Annotated in this window: 16 protein-coding genes; 5 read left to right on the top strand and 11 right to left on the bottom strand. The window is 71.8% G+C overall.

What is annotated here, in order from left to right:
• The first annotated feature begins 114 nt into the window (after nt 1-114).
• Complete coding sequence (locus tag FXO23_RS01490) at nt 115-762, top strand: GNAT family N-acetyltransferase (RefSeq protein ID WP_158879687.1); 648 nt, start codon at nt 115-117, stop codon at nt 760-762.
• Nucleotides 763-964: 202 nt separating this feature from the next.
• Here the strand turns inward: FXO23_RS01490 and FXO23_RS01485 are convergent, their stop codons facing one another.
• The 9 genes from FXO23_RS01485 to FXO23_RS01445 form a co-directional block, all read right to left on the bottom strand.
• Nucleotides 965-2,113, bottom strand: coding sequence for an N-acetylmuramoyl-L-alanine amidase (locus FXO23_RS01485; protein ID WP_158879685.1), 1,149 nt, complete (start codon nt 2,111-2,113; stop codon nt 965-967).
• 275 nt (nt 2,114-2,388) lie between these two features.
• Nucleotides 2,389-2,712, bottom strand: a complete 324-nt coding sequence (gene trxA / locus FXO23_RS01480; protein ID WP_158879683.1) for a thioredoxin — start codon at nt 2,710-2,712, stop codon at nt 2,389-2,391.
• A 37-nt stretch (nt 2,713-2,749) separates the two neighbouring features.
• Nucleotides 2,750-3,748 (bottom strand): thioredoxin-disulfide reductase, encoded by a 999-nt coding sequence (gene trxB / locus FXO23_RS01475; protein ID WP_158879681.1) that lies wholly within the window; start codon nt 3,746-3,748, stop codon nt 2,750-2,752.
• A gap of 93 nt (nt 3,749-3,841) precedes the next feature.
• Nucleotides 3,842-4,636, bottom strand: a complete 795-nt coding sequence (locus FXO23_RS01470; protein ID WP_158879679.1) for an anti-sigma factor family protein — start codon at nt 4,634-4,636, stop codon at nt 3,842-3,844.
• Entirely contained in the window at nt 4,633-5,283 is a 651-nt protein-coding gene (gene sigM / locus FXO23_RS01465) for an RNA polymerase sigma factor SigM (RefSeq protein ID WP_158879677.1), read from the bottom strand. The genes FXO23_RS01470 and sigM overlap by 4 nt, the downstream gene beginning before the upstream one ends.
• 31 nt (nt 5,284-5,314) lie before the next feature.
• A complete protein-coding gene (locus tag FXO23_RS01460) occupies nt 5,315-6,913 on the bottom strand; it encodes a protein kinase family protein (protein ID WP_158879675.1) in 1,599 nt (532 codons plus the stop codon).
• Between the two features lie 75 nt (nt 6,914-6,988).
• On the bottom strand, nt 6,989-8,767 hold the full coding sequence (gene murJ / locus FXO23_RS01455; RefSeq protein ID WP_246256832.1) for a murein biosynthesis integral membrane protein MurJ: 1,779 nt from the start codon (nt 8,765-8,767) through the stop codon (nt 6,989-6,991).
• Between the two features lie 469 nt (nt 8,768-9,236).
• Nucleotides 9,237-11,384 carry a DUF6049 family protein gene (locus FXO23_RS01450; protein WP_158879673.1) on the bottom strand — a complete coding sequence of 716 codons (2,148 nt, stop codon included), beginning with the start codon at nt 11,382-11,384 and terminating at the stop codon, nt 9,237-9,239.
• Nucleotides 11,381-11,902 carry an NUDIX hydrolase gene (locus tag FXO23_RS01445; protein WP_158879671.1) on the bottom strand — a complete coding sequence of 174 codons (522 nt, stop codon included), beginning with the start codon at nt 11,900-11,902 and terminating at the stop codon, nt 11,381-11,383. The genes FXO23_RS01450 and FXO23_RS01445 overlap by 4 nt, the downstream gene beginning before the upstream one ends.
• 101 nt (nt 11,903-12,003) lie before the next feature.
• On the opposite strand from FXO23_RS01445, the gene FXO23_RS01440 reads away from it, so the two are divergent.
• The 4 genes from FXO23_RS01440 (at nt 12,004) to FXO23_RS01425 (ending at nt 15,973) form a co-directional block, all read left to right on the top strand.
• Nucleotides 12,004-13,449 carry a CCA tRNA nucleotidyltransferase gene (locus tag FXO23_RS01440; RefSeq protein WP_158879669.1) on the top strand — a complete coding sequence of 482 codons (1,446 nt, stop codon included), beginning with the start codon at nt 12,004-12,006 and terminating at the stop codon, nt 13,447-13,449.
• A gap of 74 nt (nt 13,450-13,523) precedes the next feature.
• Nucleotides 13,524-14,870, top strand: coding sequence for a sensor histidine kinase (locus tag FXO23_RS01435; protein ID WP_158879667.1), 1,347 nt, complete (start codon nt 13,524-13,526; stop codon nt 14,868-14,870).
• Between the two features lie 29 nt (nt 14,871-14,899).
• Entirely contained in the window at nt 14,900-15,046 is a 147-nt protein-coding gene (locus FXO23_RS01430) for a hypothetical protein (RefSeq protein ID WP_158879665.1), read from the top strand.
• Between the two features lie 48 nt (nt 15,047-15,094).
• On the top strand, nt 15,095-15,973 hold the full coding sequence (locus FXO23_RS01425; protein ID WP_158879663.1) for a class I SAM-dependent methyltransferase: 879 nt from the start codon (nt 15,095-15,097) through the stop codon (nt 15,971-15,973).
• Here the strand turns inward: FXO23_RS01425 and FXO23_RS01420 are convergent.
• Both FXO23_RS01420 and FXO23_RS01415 read right to left on the bottom strand, forming a co-directional pair.
• On the bottom strand, nt 15,957-17,885 hold the full coding sequence (locus FXO23_RS01420) for a TNT domain-containing protein (RefSeq protein ID WP_158879661.1): 1,929 nt from the start codon (nt 17,883-17,885) through the stop codon (nt 15,957-15,959). The genes FXO23_RS01425 and FXO23_RS01420 overlap by 17 nt on opposite strands.
• Before the next feature lie 207 nt (nt 17,886-18,092).
• Nucleotides 18,093-19,436, bottom strand: a complete 1,344-nt coding sequence (locus tag FXO23_RS01415) for an ADP-ribosylglycohydrolase family protein (protein WP_158879659.1) — start codon at nt 19,434-19,436, stop codon at nt 18,093-18,095.

Below are 19,436 nucleotides of genomic sequence, written 5' to 3'. Positions count from 1 at the left end.
ACCCGGCCTTTCGGCCCTCGTCACATCGGCCTATCCTCGAACTCGGCCGTTCGGCCGTGATTAATCGTGCTTGCGGGCATTCGCGTGGAGATCAGCACAGTCCGGGGAGGTCAGGTGTCGCGACGCGTCCTGGGCGTCACACTGGACAACCTGGAGCAGTTGCCCCGGCACTGCCGGCGTTGCGTGTACTGGGAGCTGGCCCCGCATCTGAAGGCGCAGGCCGAGGAGTTCGGCGAGACCGAGGTGGAGAAGGAGGCCTGGGTCTCCAGCGTGCTGCTGGAATGGGGCTCCTGCGGCCGGATCGTCTACAGCGACACGCTCCCGGTGGGGTTCGTGCTCTACGCCCCGCCGAACGCGGTGCCGCGGGCGAACGCCTTCCCGACCTCGCCGCCCGGACCGGACGCGGTGCTGCTGACCGGGTTCTACGTGCAGCCGGAGTTCCGGGCCGGTGGCCTGGGCCGGATGCTGGTGCAGGCGGTCGCGAAGGACCTGACCCGGCGCGGGGTGCGCGCGATCGAAGCGTTCGGCGATGCCCGGCCGCCGGAAGCCGAACCGGAGACCCCGGGGCACAGCTGCGTGGTCCCGGCCGCCTTCCTGCAGAGTGTCGGCTTCAAGACCGTACGACCGCATCCCCGGTGGCCCAGATTGCGGCTGGAGCTGCGTTCGGCCATCTCCTGGAAGGAAGACGTGGAGGCGGCGCTCGAACGTCTCCTGGGCCAAGTGAGCGTCTCCACCGCCGAACCCAGCACGGCCCGCGCGTAGCCGCGCGAGGATACGCCGAATCCCGGCACGGCGACCGTTTCCGGGCATGGTTATCCACAAATTGTGGGCAACCGGCGCAGTTGTCCACAGATTCTGTGGAAGCCCCGTTCCCCAGGCCCCCGGCGATACGATTGCCGTGGGGTCGCCCCCCTGGGAGTGGTGGGGGGTGGGTAAGGGGCCTGGGGTGTGCCGGTGGGTGTGGTTACTCGGCTTTGGCCAGTTCGTGGGCCAGGACGTCGGCGAAGGTGAAGGTGCCGGTGGGCTGGTCGTTCTCGCCGAGCAGGTAGAGGCGTTTCACCGCGATGAGGATGCCTTCGGCGACGACGTCGCGGAACGCGGATTCGGAGAGGCGGCGGCGGTCGCCCGGGTTGGTCAGGTAGCCGATCTCGATGCGGACCGCGGGGCAGCGGGTCAGGCGCAGGATTTCCCAGGTCTTCGAATGCGTGCGGCAGTCCAGCAGGCCGGTGCGCGCGGCGAGTTCGCGCTGGAGGAACCCGGCGAGCAGCTCACCGACGGTGGACGTGGTGCCGTGGCCGTTGCCGAAGTGGAAGCTCGCGACGCCCTGGGCGTGCGGCGACGGGTTCTGGTCGCTGTGCAGGGAGAGCAGCAGGTCGGCGCCCGCCTCGTTGGCGAAGGCGGCGCGTTCGGCCTCGCTCGGGCCGTGGTCGCGGCCGCGGGAGATCAGGGCCTCCATTCCGGTGGCCTTCATCCGGCCTTCCAGCCGGGTGGCCAGGTCCCAGGCGATATCCGCCTCGCGCAGGCCGTCCACCTCGACGCCGGAGTCCGCGCCGCCGTGGCCGGGGTCGATCACGATCCGCTTGCCGCGCAGCCTCGGGCCGGCGCGGCGGACCTGCTCCTGTTCGCGCAGCAGCACCGGACGGCCGCCGCTGGCGCGGGGCGAGAGCTGCTTCAGCGCGCGGACGGTCGCGGCCCCGCAGATGCCGTCGATGACCATCCCGTAGTCGCGCTGGAAGTTGCGCAGCGCGCGTTCGGTCTGCGGGCCGAACACCCCGTCCGGGCGACCGGCGTCGTAACCCAGCTCGGTGAGCCGGTCCTGCAGCGCGAACACGTCGTCGCCGTGCACCGGCGACGAGATCAGGTACGCGAGCGGACGGCTGCCGAGGTGGTAGCTCGCACCGCGCAGCACGCGATACGTGGCCGGGCCGACCACCCCGTCGGTGATCAGCCCGCGGCGCTGCTGGAAGCCGCGAACGGCCTGCTCGACGCCCGCGTCGAAGATCCCGGAGCTCCCATTGCCGTTCGCCCCCTGCGGGAGCAGTCCCAGCGACGCAAGCATCGACCTGATCTCGGCGACGTCGGGTCCGGCGTCACCGCGGCGGAGCACCCGCATGCACTCCTCGCTCTTCCTCGGGCATCGAACGATCTCGATGCTGCGCAGACAATTTCTGGGTGAACCCAGGGTCCCTATTGTGCCCTGTGAACGCTCGGTGAGCGCGCAGGGCCGGTCGGTGCGTTTTGGCTCGTCACACCGGGTGTTTTGTAACCCGGACGTGAGTCACCCGGTGGCATCGAGTGACATCCACTCCGGGTAGCAAAAACCCGGGCCCGTCCTTGAAGACGCGGCGGACCCGGGTTTTCGTTGCTCTCACCGTGGTGAGTGATGTCTCAGAGCACTTCGGAGAGGTCGGACAGCAGCGCGGCCTTCGGCTTGGCGCCGACGATCTGCTTCACCGGCTTGCCGCCCTGGAACAGGATCAGCGTCGGGATGGACATCACCTGGTAGTCCCGCGCGGTGTGCGGGTTCTCGTCGATGTCCAGCTTCGCGATGGTCAGCTTGTCCTTGTTCTCCGCGGCGATCTCCTCGAGCACCGGGGCGACCATCTTGCACGGCCCGCACCAGGTGGCCCAGAAGTCGACCAGAACCGGTTTGTCGCTGGTCAGCACGTCGTCGGCGAAGGTCTTGTCGGTCACCTTGACGGTGTCGGTCATCGTTTCTCCTTCTTTCGGGTGGAGCTCGGGGCAGGGGTCAGTTGGCCTGGGTGGTGGCGTAGCCGCCGCCGACCAGTTCGGGCGCCTCGTGCGCCTCCTCGGTCACCGCGTGCTCGGCGAGCCACCGTTCCGCGTCGATCGCCGCCGTGCAACCGGACCCGGCCGCGGTGATCGCCTGCCGGTAGGTGTGGTCGACCAGGTCGCCGGCCGCGAACACGCCGTCGAGGTTGGTGTAGGAGCTCGGCGCCTTGGTGAGCACGTACCCGGCGTCGTCGGTGTCCACCTGGCCGCGCACCAGCTGGCTGCGGGGGTCGTGCCCGATCGCCACGAAGAACCCGGTGACGTCCAGCGAGGACTCCTCGCCGGTCACCGTGTCGCGCAGCTTCAGGCCCTCGACCTTGCCCTCGCCGACGACCTCGGTGATCTGCTTGTTGAGCTGCCAGCGGATCTTCTCGTTCGCGCGGGCGCGCTCCAGCATGATCTTCGAGGCGCGGAACTCCTCGCGGCGGTGCACGATCGTCACCGACCGCGCGAACTTGGTCAGGAAGGTGGCCTCCTCCATCGCCGAGTCACCCCCACCGGCGACCACGATGTCGTGGTCGCGGAAGAAGAACCCGTCGCAGGTCGCACACGAGGAGACCCCGCGGCCGAGCAGTTCCTGCTCGCCCGGCACGTTGAGGTACCGTGCCGCCGCCCCCATCGCGAGGATCACCGCACGCGCCGCGTAACGCTGACCGTTCGCGGTGACGTACTTGACGTCCCCGGTGAGCTCGAGCTCCTCGACGTCCTCCGCACGCAGTTCGGCGCCGAAGCGCTCCGCCTGCTTGCGCATCTCCTCCATCAGATCCGGACCCTGGATGCCGTCCCGGAAACCCGGGTAGTTCTCCACCTCGGTGGTGGTCATCAGCGCGCCACCGAACTGGGAACCCTCGAACACCAGCGGATCGAGCTGCGCCCGCGCGGCGTACACGGCCGCGGTGTATCCGGCGGGACCCGATCCCACGATGATCAGGTTCCGAACGTCCTCTGCAGCCACCCGTGACCTCCACTCGTCGTGACCAGTGGGCCTACCACCGTCAACACGATCGTAGGGGCCGGTGTTCCCGGGGTGAGTCAGGGCACAGGGGCGCTACTTGGCGCCGACCACCTTGTCCATCAGCGTGCCCGGGCTGCCCGGCCCGCAGGTGGGCGGGAACGCGACGAGCCGGAACTGGCCGTACTTGCCGGTGGTGAGGATGACCAGGGTCGCCGGTTTGCCGTCGACGGTCACCGATTTGATCCCGGCCGGTTTCACCGCCGGGTCGAGACCGTTGGCCTGCAGGCACGCGTCGAGGCGCTGCTGGTCACCGAGCGGGCCGAAGTCCCGGGCGCCCATCGCCCCGCCGAGTGCGGCCTCGGGCTGGTCGCTGCGCAGGGCCAGCGGCGAGTCACCCGGCGCCGAGCTCACCGGCGGCTGGGCGATCGGGTTGCCCTCGGTGGGCGACTTGCTGTTCGGCACGGTGATCGCGACCGCGGCCACCGCGGCGGCGGCCGCGGTCAGCAAACCGGCGCCCCAGCCGAGGCGCTGCTTGCGCTTGCGGCGGGCGGCCAGGTCCACGACCGGTGCTACTCCGGCCTGCGCGGGTGCGGCAGCAGCGGTGGCGGCCGGAAAGGCCTGCCGCGCTTCCTCCGCGAGCGCCGCGTCCAGTTTCGCCGCGAACTCCGCGGGCATCGGTTCGACCGGTCCCGCGGACAGCGCCGCGAGGTCGGCCGTGGTCGATTCGAGCGCCTCGATGATCGCCCGGGCCTCCGGGTCCGCGTTCACCCGAGGCCACAGCCGGGCCGCTTCCTGCTCGTCGAGCACGCCGGCATGCAGGTCGGCGAGTACGTCGACAGACCACGGCGGACCGACCGTCTCGCCAATCCCCCGGCTTTCGTCCGTCATCGTCCCTCCCCTTGATGCTGCGTACGCGGCATCGGGTTCGCGCGGTTCGCTGCGCTCCCACGTTTGCTTTCGTGAGTTGGGACGTTCGCTTCTGCATCGGGGTTCCGCAGATGACCAAGAACCTTGGCGAGCTTGGCGCGACCTCGCGCACAACGGCTCTTCACCGTGCCCTCGGCGATGCCGAGCATCGTGGCGGTCTCGGCGACCGAATAGCCCTCGACGTCGACCAGCACGATCGGCGCCCGCTGGTCCTCCGGCAGGTCACCCAGCGCCTCGGCGATGACCAGCCGGGTCTCCCGCTCGGACATCGAGTCGCGCGGGGCGGCCGGTTCGTTGTAGCCGGTCTCGGGCAGCGGCACCGTCGGCCGCGCCTGTCTGCGGCGCACGCGATCGAGGCAGGCGTTCACCACGATCCGGTGCAGCCAGGTGGTCACCTGCGACTCGGCGCGGAAGTTGCCCGCCGCGCGGAAGGCCGAGATGAACGCGTCCTGGAGGGCGTCGGCGGCTTCCTCGGGGTCTCGCAACGTGCGCAGGGCGACGGCCCACATCCGGTCCCGATGACGCCGGACCAGTTCGCTGAACGCGTGCGGATCCCCAGAAGCGTGCGCCGCGATGAGATCGGCGTCCGTGGGTGCGGCTGCGGTCACTCGTCAGAGCCTACTAAGCACGACCAGCGGGCTACTGCGCAGGCAGGAACGCGAGCTCCCCGATCTCCGAGACGAACTCCTTGTTCGAACCACCCAGCTGGGTGATCCACACGATCACGTACTGACCCTGCTGCGGTTGCTGCAGCGTGACCTCGGTGTCCACGCCGGTCAGCTCGCCCGAACCCACCACGCGGGTGTCCGACAGCTCGGCGTTCTTCGAGTCGGCGAGCCGGATCTCGACCTTGGTGCCCGGGCTGTTCGCGGTGATCTTCACCTTGGCCAGGTTGATCGGCTTGTCGAAGGTCGCCAGCAGCCCGACGCCGGGCTTGACCCCGGGGAACTGCTGCTTGTACTGCTCGGTGCGCCAGATCGTGTCCGGTTTGTCGTCGATCGCGTTCTTCGCGCGGCCGGGGTTGTCCCCGTCGCCCTCCGGGTTGTAGACGGCGATCGAGGCCGGTTTCACCGGCGTGCCCGCCTGGCCGGGGGGCGGCCCCGGCGGGGGCGGCTGCGACGCGGGCGGTTGCTCCGGCGGCGGCGCGGCGCTGGACGACGGCTGCGCCACGTTGATCGGTGGGCCGCTCGCGGCCTGGTCGCCCTGGAAGAAGCTGATCGCGAGCATGCCGAGCCAGGCCAGGATGCCGACCGCGGCGACCACCAGCACGGTCACGCCCAGCGCCAGCTTCCGGCGCCGCGCCGAGTCCTTGACCGGTTTCTTGGTCGTCCAGATCGTGCCGTCGGGGTCCTCGGACTCGTCCGCGCCGACCTGCTTGATCAGCTGGGTACGCTCCTCGTCCGCGGCCGCCTGGTCCAGGGCGCGCAGGATGGCCGCGCTGGTCCGGATGCCGCCGTGGCCGCCGTCCTCGATGGTCCGCACGGCGAGCGAGGACAGCGCCGGGGGCACGTTCGGCTGCAACGACCGGGGCGGCACGATGCGCCCGTTCGGCGCGTGCGGCGCCGCCGGGATCGCCGCCGGCCCGCCGGGCAGCGCCCACCGGCCGGTCAGCAGCAGGTACAGCACGCCGCCGAGCGCCTTCACGTCATCGCGCAGGGTCGCGTCCGGCAGCGGGCCGGGGAACGCGAGCCGCAGCGCGCCGTCCGGGGTGAGCCGCAGCCGCTGCGGGTGGTCCAGGCCGAGCACCAGGCCGGAGTGGTGGGCGCGTTCGACCGCTTCGGCGAGCGCCTGCACCATGCGGGCGGCGGTGGCCGGGGCGACCGGGTGTTCGGCGACCAGGTCGACCAGGTCGGTGCCCTTGGTCCATTCGGCGACCACGACGCCGAGCAGGCCTTCGCTGGAGGTGATGCCGCTGCCCAGGCTGAGCACGTCCAGCACCCGGGCCACCCCGTCGTGCGCGAACTTCGCGGCATGCGCGGCGCGTTCCAGGGTGCGGCGGGCCAGCCGGGCGGATTCGGCGTCGGCCGGGTCGCCGACCAGCAGGGTCAGCGCGACATCGCGGCGGAGCTGCCCGTCGCGCGCCCGCCACAGGTGCGCGCCCGCCCGTTCGTCGATGCCGAACTGGGCAAGCAGGCGATAGCGGCCGTCGCCGACGACGCCGCCTGGTGCCAGTGAGCCGCCCCGGGCGCGAACCCCCACCCGGGCTTGACCGGACTGATCACTCCGCTTCGTGTTCACCCTCTACTCCCACGCATCTCATCCGAGGGTACGGGAACACGACGCGTGGCTGGGGAGCCATCTGTGCGTCAAACGTTATCGGCGCTTGATCATCCGGGTGATTCTGCGGGTGACCGGATCCAGTTCGGGGATCTTCAGCGCGATCAGCACGCCGAACGAAACGACGATGCCGACGATGCCCTGCAGGAACAACTTGACCCAGGCGCCCAGCGTGGGGCCGAACGAATCGGGCACCAGCATCCCGGCCAGCGCCGCGGCGGCGACCCCGAGCCCGCTGGCGACCACGGTGAACAGGATCACCCCGAGCACCCGCTTGCTGCGCAGGTTGCCGAGCTTGACCCACAGCCAGACCTGGCCCATCACCGCGCCGACCACGAACACCAGCGAGTTCACCATCATCACGCCGAGGACGACGTTCTCCGGTGCGAGGATCCCGGCGGCCAGGTACAGCAACGGCACCTTCACCCCGGTCATCACGACCATGATCAACGTGGGTGTTCGCGAATCCTTCATCGCGTAGAACACCCGCATCTGCAGCATGACCAGCGCGTACGGCAGCAGGCCGAACGCGGAGATGGCGAGCGCCTGGCCCAGCCGCTCGGCCTCCTCGATCGTGCCCTTGCCCAGCGCGAACAGCGCGACGCCGATCGACGTGCCGGCCACCGCCATCACCGCGGACACCGGCAGCAGGGTCAGCGTGCTCAGCCGCGAGCCGTAGGACAGGTCGCCGATCAGCTTCTTCGTGTCGCCGTCCGCCGCCGCGCGGCTCATCCGCGGCATGATCGCGGTCAGCAGGGACACCCCGATGACGCCGTAGGGCAGCTGGAACAGCAACCAGGCGTTCGAATAAGTCGAGACGCCACCCGCGCTCCCGCTGGTCAGCACCCGGGTGTTGATGATCTGGCCGATCTGGCTCACCACGACGTAGCCGAGGATCCACAGCGCCAGCCCGCCGAACTCCTTGAGCCGCGAGTCGATCCCCCAGCGCCATTTGAACCGGAAGCCGGACCGGCGCAGCGCCGGGATCAGGTAGAGCGCCTGGATCGTCATCGCGGCCAGCACGCCGAGGCCGAGCACCAGCAGCTTCGGATCGCTCATCTTCAGCGGGTCGATCGTGGGATCGCCGGGCACCAGCCAGTACAGGCCGATGGTCACGAAGATGACCAGGTTGTTGATCACCGGCGCCCACTGCGCCGGGCCGAAGATCTGCTTCGCGTTCAGGATCGCCGAGAGCACCGCGTACAGGCCGTAGAACAACAGGCCGGGCAGCAGCAGGTAGGCGAACGCGGTGGCCAGATCGGAGTTGGCCTGGCCGGATTTGTCGATCAGCGTCGAGGTGATCAGCGGCGCGCCGAGCGTGGACACCACCGTGCCGACGGCCAGCACGGTGATCGCCATGGTCAGCAGGCGCTGGGTGTAGGCCTCGCCGCCGTCCTCGTCGTCCTGCGATCGCACCAGCAGCGGCACCACGACACTGGTCAGCACGCCGCCCAGCAGCAGCTCGTTGATGATCAGCGGCAGCGTGTTGGCCACGGTGAACGAGTCGTAGACGACGTGCAGACCGGCGACCCAGGCCAGCATGACCTTCCAGGCGAACCCGGTGATCCGGCTGGTCAGCGTCGCGATCGCCATCCGGCTGCTGGCCTTGACCAGCGACGGCGCGGCCTTCTCGGTGACCTTCGGCTGTAGCCCGCTGACCTCGGCCGGGCTCTCCCCGATCGGTTCGGCCCGGGGGACGTCGACGACCCGGGGCAGCATGCGCGTCGCGAACTCGTCGTACGGCCGCAGCATGTCCGGATCGGCCATCGGCCACCGCACGCCCGGCGGCGTCCCGCGGTCGCGCGGGATGAGCATGGTCGCGTCCTCGCGCGGCGGCGGCTGGGCCTCGCGGCGTTGCTGCTCCTGCTTCCACGGCCGGACCGGCGGCGGCTGCCGCCTCGGGGGTGGCGGTTGACGCCGCCGCGGCCGCGGCGGAGGTTCGGCCGGGCGCAGCTGGCGGGTGGGCTGATCGGCCACCGGTGGCGGCGGCTGCCGGGGCGGCGCCGGTCGCGGGTGGGCGTCGGACGGCTGCGCGCGGTGCCGCGGCGGTTGCTTCGGGGGTGGCGGCTGGCGATCGGGTGGCGGCTGGCGCACCGGTCGCGCGGGAGGCGGCGGAATCCGGTCGGACTGCGGTGGCCGCGCGGCACGGTCGGGCCGCGAGCCCGGCTCTCTGTCCAACACGTGCCCAATCCTCGGCGGGGGTCGCGCCGCCTCGCAGGGCCGGCGGACCTCGGCGGTCAACTCGGTCGAACCAGCGTAGTCCGCGGCGGCCGGGTTGGGAGAATCATGCTGCCTTGCGTGCCCGGATCCGGCGATAAATCCGCCGGCCGGACAGCAGCACCAGCGCCGCCGCGGCCGTGCCGGTCACGATGAGTGTCACCGGCCCGTACTCGTTCGACCTCAAATCGAACGTGGCAGGAGACCCCAGCCGGGTGCCGCCGGGTGTGCTCAAGGACACGTCCACGGTGAACCGCCCGGCGCGCAGGGCTTCCGCCGGGATGGCTTGCTGGAGCCCGCCGTTCGCCGGGATGGGCAGGTCCGGGATCGGGGCCGGGCGCAGGCCGGTGTTGTTCTCCAGGGTGATGCGCACGGTGATGTACACCGGCAGCCGGCTGGAGACGAACACCAGGACCGGGGACGAGCCCGAGGCCAGCGAGTACGGCGTCGCCGGGGGCACCACCGACACCCGGCCGGTCAGCTCGTCGAGCTGGCCGCGCGCGGTGCCGGCCGCCGCCCGGGTGGCTTCGGCCTCGCCGCGCCAGGCCGAAGAGCCGGCCCGCAGCAGGCCGTCGCGGATCGGCTTGACCAGCTGGCCCGGGTCGACCTGGGCCGTCGGATCCACCGACATCGCGCTGCGCACGTCCGCCGCGGCGGAGTCGATGCGGGCCAGTTCGTCGGTCACCTCGGCCGGGGGCTCCGCGGCCACGTCCCGGGCGGTGTAGTTGACCTTGGCCATGCCCGCGACCGGGGCGGTCAGCTGGTTCTGCAGGGGCACCGGCGAGACGAGTCCCCGGTTCTGGAAGTCGGAGATCGCGTTGAGCAGCCGGGTCAGCTCGGCGGCCGGGGCGGTCCAGCGGTGCGGCGGCATGAACAGCAGCGGCTTCGGCGCGCTCTGGGTGCCCGCGCCGGTGAGGCCGCCGCGGAACGCGAGGACCCCGAGCGCGTTCTGGGTCGTGATGTCCGGGTCGTCGGTCGGCCAGATGGTGCCCGCGGCCGCCTCCGGCCGGGTGGCCGGTCCGGCGAGCGCGCTGGTGAGCAGCGAGTCCGCCGGTTGCGCGCGCAGCGGGGTGCCCTCGATCCCCACCACGCTGGTCGCGGGGTGCTTCGCCGTCAGGTTCGCCGAATCGGTGATCACCGCACCGGCGCCGGACTCGGCCAGCACGCCGAGCGAGGCGGAGTCCAGCGAACCGTCCGGCCACACCACGCCGTCCAGCGGCGCGGTGCCGATGAGGTCGCGCACCCGCTGGCGGCCGCCGACCGCGGCCTTGATCAGGTCCGGGCCCGCACCGCGGACCTTGCCCAGCGTGGGCAGGGACGCGTCGGCGTAGGGCAGTTGCAGCACGCACTGCCCCTTGACCAGGCGGGACAGCGCGCCCAGCCAGCGCTTGGCCGCGTCCACCCCGCGGCCGGAGACCAGGCCGCCGGGCGCGGCCACCTGGTAGCCGCGGGTCATCGCGTCCACGGTGTCCAGCAGATCCGGATCCACCGCGAAGCACATCGACCCGGTCAGCGGGGAGCCCTGCGCCGCGGTGACCAGCGCGTCCAGCCGCCCGCCGGGGGCCAGATCGGCGGCGAGCTGATCGTCGGTCAGCACCACCGGGGCGTTGTACGGCGCGGCGACCACGCGGGGCCGGGTGTCCGCGATCGGCCACAGCAGCGACACCGGCGTGGGCTTGTCCGGTTTCGACGGGGACTCCTTGCCCGGCGCGCCGAGCACCGGCAGCAGCATGTTCAGCGCGGCCAGCCGGGCCGGGCCGCCGTACTCCGGGGTGCCGTTGACGTTGACCAGCAACGGGTACACCCCGGGCTTGGTGACCTGCAGGTTCCCCGCCGAGCCGTCCAGCCGGACGGTGATCGACAGCGGGGCCGACTGGTTCGGCTCGAGCTGTTTGGCGACCTCGAACCACCTCGACGGGCCCGCGTCGGTGGCCGGTGGATCGGCCATCGCGGCGGCGAGCTGGCGTTCGGTGCCCTGCCGCTCGCCGAGCTGCAGGCGGGCGGCGATCTCGGTGATCCGGCGGTCGCCGACGTTGGTGACCTTCCCGGAGATGCCCAGCGTGGCCGAGGTCGACGTCAGGTACCGCGGGGTCATCTCGGTGATGTCCAGCTTCAGCCGGGGCGGCTCCTCGGCGGCCCGGGCGCCCGCGACGCCGAAGGGCGCGAGCAGGCCGAGCAGCACCGCGATCAGCGCGGTGGCGGCGAACCGGTTCACTCCGCACCCTCCGCGGCGGGCCGCTCCCGCGCGAACAGCGTGCGCGCCTTGCGCACCAGGGTGCGCTCGTCGGCATAGGCCAGCCGGGTCTCCAGCTCGTCGAGCGGAACCCAGGCCACCTCGGTCACCTCGACGTCCTCGTCGGAGAGTTCGCCGCCGACGGCTTCCAGCAGGAAGTGGTGCACGGTCTTGTGCACCCGGCGACGCTCGGCGACGAACCAGTAGTCGATGGTGCCCAGGGAAGTGAGCACGTGCGCGGAAATCCCGGTCTCCTCCTTAACCTCGCGCACCGCAGTCTGCTCGGTCGTCTCGCCGTCCTCGATGTGGCCCTTCGGCAACGACCAGAGCAGCTTGCCCTGCCGGTCCAGCCTGCCGATCAGCACGGCATTCTCCCGCTCGGCGTCGACGACGAGTCCGCCCGCCGACGTCTCGTCGACGGTGGCCAGCTTCCGGCTTCGGCGGCGCCGCGACCGGCGTCCCGGCTTGGCGCCACCGGAGCGACCGGCCGATCCAGACATGCTGCGATGCTAGAGCAACTCTCCGCGCCGGTACGCTGGCTTCTCGTGTCTGTGTTGATCAGTGTGTGTAGTAAGTGCACTCTTCGGGTGGTTGGTTCCCGGTGAACGAACTCCTCGCCAAGCGGAACGCGGTGACCGAGCTGATGCGCATCTCCCCGCTCGCGGACGAGCTCGCGAAGCTGTTCGCCGACGCCGGTCACCGGCTGTATCTGGTCGGGGGCAGCGTCCGGGACGCCCTGCTCGGCCGGCTGTCCGCCGATCTGGACTTCACCACCGACGCGCGACCGGACCGGGTGCTGGAAATCGTGCGCGACTGGGGGGACGGCGTCTGGGACGTCGGCATCGCGTTCGGCACGGTCGGCGTCACCAAACGCGGATCGACGCTGGAGATCACCACCTTCCGCGCGGACAGCTACGACCGGGTCGGCCGCAACCCGGAGGTCACCTTCGGCGACACGATCGAGGGAGATCTGCTCCGCCGGGACTTCACCGTCAACGCGATGGCGATCGAGTTGACGACAAAGACCTTTGTCGATCCGCACGGCGGCCTGGAAGCGCTCGGCCGGAAGCTGCTGGACCCCCCGGCCACCCCCGCCGAGTCGTTCGCCGACGATCCGCTGCGGATGATGCGCGCGGCCCGGTTCGTCTCCCAGCTCGGGTTCACCCCGGCGCCGCGGGTGGTCGAGGCGATGACCGAGATGTCCGAGCAGATCACCCGGATCACCGCCGAGCGGGTGCAGACCGAGCTGTCCAAGCTGATCACCGGGAAGGACCCGCGGCGCGGGCTCGAGCTGATGGTGGAGACCGGGCTCGCCGACCACGTGCTGCCCGAGGTGCCGGGCATGCGGCTCGCGATCGACGAGCACCACCAGCACAAGGACGTCTACCAGCACTCGCTGACCGTGCTCGAACAGGCGATCGCGCTGGAGAAGCGGGACGACCCGGAAGCCGAGCCGGATCTGGTCCTGCGGCTCGCCGCGCTGCTGCACGACATCGGCAAACCGGCGACGCGGCGGTTCGAACCGGGTGGCGGGGTGAGCTTCCACCACCACGAGGTGGTCGGCGCGAAGATGACCCGCAAACGCCTGCGCGCGCTGAAGTACTCGAAGCAGATCGTGGACGACGTGGCCCAGCTGGTGTTCCTGCACCTGCGGTTCCACGGGTACGGCAAGGGCGAGTGGACCGATTCCGCGGTCCGGCGGTACGTCACCGACGCCGGTGAGCTGCTGCAGCGGCTGCACAAGCTGGTGCGCGCCGACTGCACCACCCGCAACAAGCGCAAGGCCGCCGCGTTGCAGCGCACCTACGACGACCTCGAGGAGCGGATCGCCCGGATCGCCGCCGAGGAGGACCTCGCGCGCGTCCGGCCCGACCTGGACGGCAACGAGATCATGAAGCTGCTCGGGCTGCCGCCGGGGCCGATGGTCGGCAAGGCGTGGAAGTTCCTCAAGGACCTGCGCCTGGACCGGGGACCGCTGGACCACGACGAGGCGGTGCGCGCGCTGTACGAGTGGGCCCGGGAGAACGGTCTCGAGCCCCCGGCCTGACGTGCGGAATTCCGCGGCGGGCGGTCGTGGCGGATACTTTGCTCACCCCTTCCCCGCCCCGCCCGGAGCATCCGATGTCGACCGAGGCACCCCGGCAGCCGAGTCGCGCCAACTTCCTGCTGACGCTGTTGCGCCGCGGCGCACCGGCGGTGGCCACCGCGCCGACCGAGCTGTCCGACGAGGTCGCCGATCCGACGCCGATGCGCGCGCTGCGCCGGATCCAGCACATGGCCGGGCCGGTCGACGCCGCCGCGCGGGACGGGCTGCTGCTGCGGGCCGCCCGGTACGTGGCGCTGGTCCCGCTGGTGTACCGGATCCTCGCGGTGCCCGGCGCGCTGAGCGTGTTCCTCGCCGCGGGGCACGGCGGCACCGCGCCGGTGGTGGCGGTCGCGGTGTGCTCGGTGCTGCTCAACGTGTTCGGCGGGGCGTGGCTGCTGCGGGCGGCCCCGTTCCGCGGCGATCACGCGGCGCGGCTGCTGATCGCGGACGTGGGGTTCACCGTGGTGGCGAACCTGGTGGTGGCCGCGGCCGTGCCGCCTCCGGCGTTCGCCGACGCCATGCTCGTCCCGGGCAAGCACCTGCTGGGCGCGATCGCGCTGCTCACCCTCGCGCTCGGCGTGCCCTACGGCTTCGCGCTGCTCGCGCTGAGCATTCCGTTGCGGGGAGCCATGTTCTGGTTGAACACCGGGCGGTTCGACGTGGCGGGCGCGTTCTCCGGATTCGGCACCATGCTCGGCGTGCTGTTCACCGCCGCCGGGGCGCTCGCGCTGATCGGCCTCGGCACCCGGCTCGCGCTGGCGTACGGGATTCGCAACGGCCGCCTCGCCGAGCGGGCCCAGCAGCACCGCAGGCTGCACGACACCGTGTTGCAGACGCTGGAAACCCTGGCGCTGCCGGGGACCGGGGACGCCGAACGGCAACTGGTCGAACTGCGCCGGATGGCGCGGGCCCAGGCCGTGGAACTGCGGCAGACCATCGAATCCGCGGCGGCCGGGGCGGCCGAGGCCGGATCCCGCCCGCTGGGCGAGAAACTCGCCGCGCTCGTCGCCGAAATGGCGTTGGACGGGTTGCGCGCCCAGCTGGTGATCGCCGAACTCGACCACGACACGCTGTCCGAGGTCCGGCAGATCGCGCTGCGCGACGCGGTGCGGGAAGCGTTGCGCAACACGGTGAAACACGCGGGAACCGACCAGGTGGTGGTGCGGGTCGAGGAGCGCGGCGACGGGATCGCGGCGATCGTGCGCGACCACGGCCACGGGTTCAGCGAGGATTCCCGGCCCGCCGGATTCGGGATCAGCGAGTCGATCACCGCCCGGCTGGCCGAGGTCGGCGGCACCGCGCGCGTCGAGTCGGCGCCGGGCAGCGGCACCCGGGTCACGCTGTGGGTTCCCTGCTGGGCAAACGGGTCACCCGGTCGGTGAACCGCCTCGGGCGAGGTATCTTCGACCCCATGCCCGGCAGCTACGACGAACTCGAGAAACGGGTTACCGCGCTTGAGAACAAGCTCGCCGAGGTCGAGCAGGACGCAGTCGTCGCACGGGTGCTGGCAGATGGCGTCAACCGTGCTGTGTCTGGGCCGCGGACCGAGGGCGACTGAGCCCCTAATCGGGTTCCGTGTTGATCATTTCCCTGCCAGGGTGGGGGGATGGGGTCTGAACAGCTACTCGTCGACGCCCTGTCGGCGTTGCGGAACGACGACCGGTCCGCGGCCGCGAAGTACGCGGCGGCGGCCGCGGAGGAAGGCTCGCGGCTCGGCGCGGAACTCGCGCTGCACCTGGACACCGCGACCGACCGCGCGGTGTACGACCAACCGGCCGCGTTCACCACGTTCGTCCGGGGCGGCGGCAACGTCGAACTGTACGAACGGCTCAGCGACGCGCTGGCCCGGCGGTACGACCAGCTCCGCCCGGCGACCCTGCTCGACGTCGGCTGCGGCGACGGGCTCGCGCTCGGTCCCGCGCTGGAACGCACCGCGCAGATCCCGGCCACGGTCGACGTGGTGGAACCGTCGGCCGCGCTGCTGGACGCGGCGAAGGCGCGGCTGGCCGAATCCGGGCTGATCTTCGAACTGCGCACCTGGCACGCGACCGCGCAGGACTTCTTCGCCCGCCTCGCCGACGGCCGCCGCTGGCACCTCGCCCAGTCCACGTTCGCCCTGCAGTCCCTGCCCCCGGACGAGCGTGCGGGCGTGCTACGCGCGTTGCGGGAGACCACCGAGGAACTGGTCCTCGCCGAGTTCGACACCCCCGAATACCCCGAGGGCAGCCCCGAGCACCTGCGTTCGCTGGTCACCCGGTACGAACGCGGCATCGCCGAGTACGGCGCCGACGCGCGCCTGGTGGCGCAGGGGTTCATGCTGCCGATGCTGCTCGGGCAGGCGGCCCCGACCGGTGGGCGCAACAACTGGGAGCACCCCGCCGAGCAGTGGCGCCGCCAGCTCGGCGAGGCGGGCTTCACCTACCTCACCACCGAGGAGATCGCCGACTACTGGTGGGCGCCCGCGGTGCTCATCCGCGCTCGGTGACCCGGTCCAGCGCGCCGGTTTCCAGGTGCTGGCCGATCGGGCGGGGCAGCAGGTAGGCGACCGCGCCGCCGGGCATCGGCCCCCACGGCAGGGTCACCCCGGTGAGCACCCGCAGCGGCCGGGTCACCCGGTACGCCTGCCGCAGTGCCTCGCGCTCGGCGGCCAGCGAGGTTTCCGGGAACCGCGCCGACTCGTCGTGCACCAGGTTCCCGGCCTCGTTGCCGAACCGCACGACCGCGGCGCCCGCCGGGAGCACGATCATCCGCTTGGCGCGGAAGAAGTGCAGCGGCGGCTCGCCGCGCAGCGGCAGGATCGGCCAGTCCGTGGGGTGGCCCTGTTCGGCCTCGGGCGGCGTGCTGCCCGCCCGGGCCGGGTACAGCAGCAGCGTGCCGAGCAGGAACCGCGCCGCCTCCTCGACGTGCGCGAAGTACGCGGGTTCGCCGCCGTCCGGGGCGCCGACCTCCCAGCTGCTCTCGGTGCGGCGCAGCGACCACACGCCTTCGCCGAGCTCACCGATCCGGTACGCGGATTCGGCCACGCCGTAGTCGGTCAGCCGCCGCTGCAGCACGGTGAGGACCTCGGACGCGCGCAGCCCGGCACGCGGTTCGCCGCCGCGGTCGACCAGGGTCGGCGCGTCCGGCTGGGCCAGATCGTCCGGGGACTGCGGCGGGTACGGCTGCCCGAGCAACTCGGCCTCGGCGGTCGCGCGCAGCCGCTCGCCAACATACGGCGGCCGGTGGGCGTTGGCCCGGATGTGCTCGAGCAGGTCCGGCTCCGGCGGTACCCCGTACTTGCGCAGGTAGTGCGGCACCGCGGCGGGCCAGATCCAGCTGCCGTCGGTGTGGAACGCGTCCGGCACGTCCTGCTGCGGGGCGTTCGCGAAGACGTCCGGCAACCGCGCCGGGCGGGCCAGCGCCACCGGGGACCGGTACAGGTAGTCCAGCACGCCGCGCATCTCCTCGGGCGGCACCGGCGGCCGGTTGACCACCGTTTTCTCGCCCTCGGGATGGGCGTCCACCACCCGGGCCACGCGGAACGTCACGTCCAGCGGCAGCCCGGCCTTCGCCGCGAGCCACGGCGGAACGTGCTTGCGGTCGCGCGGGAAGAGCGCGAGTTCCACGCCGAACGCGCGGGTGGTCGGCCGCCCGCCCTCGTTCGGCGGCTGCCGCCAGAGCGGTTCGGCGTCCGCGTCGAAGTCGAAGTCGAAGTTGGACGCCGAGTCCAGGGTGAACGTGCCCTGGAACCAGGTGCCGGTGCCGGGGGCGTACATCGCCGAGCGCAGCCCGGCGAACAGCTCGCCGAGCCGCGGCGGCGCCGGGAGCGAGAGCACCTGGTCGCCGGCCTCGCCGAGGATCGCGCGGATCTCCAGTTCGGCGTAGTCGCCGACCTGGCGGAACTGCGCGCCGACCCGTTGCCAGCCCGCGGGCATCAGGCCCCGCAGGGTGCGCCCGATCGCGCGCAGGTAGGCGCCCTGGTCGCCGGAGCCGGGTTCCGGGCGGGCCGCGCCTTCGGCGAGGAAGTCGTGGCGTTCCTGCCACAGCGCGGTGATCTCGTCCGGGGTCGCGGTCACGCTGCCCTCGACCAGGCCGAGCTGCTTCGCGCGCACCTCGTCCTGGCCGGTCCAGCGCAGCGTCAGCGGCCCGCCTTCGGACTGCGGCGCCACCCGGTAGAACTCGTCGTCGAACAGGCAGTGCGTCTGCAGGCTGAACGTGGACGCGGCCTCGGCCTCCGGCACCACCTTGGCGGGCCGGGAGTTCCATTCGGTGTCGAACCCGGGCGGAGCCTCCTCGCCGGGGAGCGCGACGAGCAGCACCGTGCCGTCCGAGGTGGACCGTTGCGCGCCGTAGACCTCGCCCTGCCAGGCGGCATACAGCCCGTCCGGACGGTCGGCCGCCTCAACTCGATAACGCACGCCTCTCCCCCTGCTTCAACCCGTGTCAAACTCGCGTCAAATCTAGTCTGTGTCTTTTTCGAGCGCGCCTACGGATTCGCGTAGCCGGGTCGCGCCGTGTTCTGAGAGGTCACCGACCTGTCTAGGGCGACCCGCCTCCACGAATCCGTGCCTTCGGCGGGCGCGCGCGTGGCGACGTCGGGACGAATCCCCCATCAGAGCCACCTCCTAGTCGGCCGGATATCTCACCAACCACCGGTCGTCCGTCGGCGGGTGAGGGCCGAATTCGGCGAGCGCGTCCTCGGCGAGCCGCGTGATGACGTCCCGCAGCTCCAGCCGCTCGAGCCAGCGCGGCTCCAGCGCCGCTTCGCCGTAGCGGGCGCCGACGATGTTGCCGCACACCGCGCCGGTCGAGTCGCTGTCGCCGCTGTGGTTCACCGCGACCAGCAGCGCGCTGTTCGGATCGGCGGTGACCAGCGCCGCGTACACCGCGATCGCGAGGGCGGTCTCGCCCACGTTGCCGCCGCCGAGGGTGGCCACCTTCTCCGGGGTCGGCGGGCCCTGCGCGGCGAGCGCGACCGCCGCGTCCAGCGCGGCCACCTGTTCCTCGTGGCCCGGCCAGCCGAGCAGCAGGTTCCGGGCCAGGGTGAGCGCGGCGTCCAGGCCGGCGCCGCGCAGCAGCTGCTGCACGATCACCCCGAGCGCGCCCGCGGAGAGGTACCCGCTCGGGTGGCTGTGCGTGAGCGCGGCGCTGATCGCGCCCGCCTCGAACACCTCGCGGGGATCCGCCGACCACAGCGCGACCGGGGCCGCTCGCATGACCCCGCCGCAGCCCTTCGAGTTGTTCAGGGTGTGCGTGAACGTGCCCAGTTCACCGGTCTTGCCGTAGCCCTTGAGCGCGAAGAAGCAGGTCGCGCCGGGCGCCCGGCGGCGGTGCAGGCCGTCCACGGTGACCAGCCAGCCACCCGGCGCGTCCTCGTTCCGCTCGGGCCCGCGGGCCTTCTCCCACGGCACGCCCTGGGTGTGCAGCCAGCGCTGGTAGCCCTGCTGCAACGCGTACCGCACGTCGGCGGATCCGGTCCGGCGGGCCCGCGCGTGCGCGCGGATCAGCGCCTCGGCGGTGAACAGCGTCATCTGGGTGTCGTCGGTGATCGTGCCGACGCCGTCGTAGGCGGGGATGAAGTCGGTGAGCCCGGCCGCGGTGGTGAGTTCCCGGATCCGCTCGATCGGTTTGGATTCGATCGGCGCGCCGAGGGCGTCCCCGATGGCCCCGGCGAGCAGGCAGCCGCGCCAGCGTTCGGCCGACACCGCGCCGGTCGCGTTCGCGGGCATGCGGACCGTGGTCGACGCGGTCCCGGTCGCCGGGCGCAGGACGTCCGGATCGGCCGCGCCGACCGGGTCCCGGACCAGGAACCGGCGGCCGTCCGCGTCGACCCCGACGTGCAGTTCCACCCGGTGCACCGAAACCGGCTGGTTGAGCGGCGCGGGCCGCCCGTCGATCTCCCGCTGCCGCCGCACGAGCCGCGCCAGCACGGCGAGATCGTTGTCGCTGAGCCAGTGATCCCCTGCCAT

This window comes from Amycolatopsis anabasis (assembly GCF_009765355.1).
Taxonomy (GTDB): domain Bacteria; phylum Actinomycetota; class Actinomycetes; order Mycobacteriales; family Pseudonocardiaceae; genus Amycolatopsis; species Amycolatopsis anabasis.
This window is presented reverse-complemented; position numbering and strand designations above follow the sequence as displayed.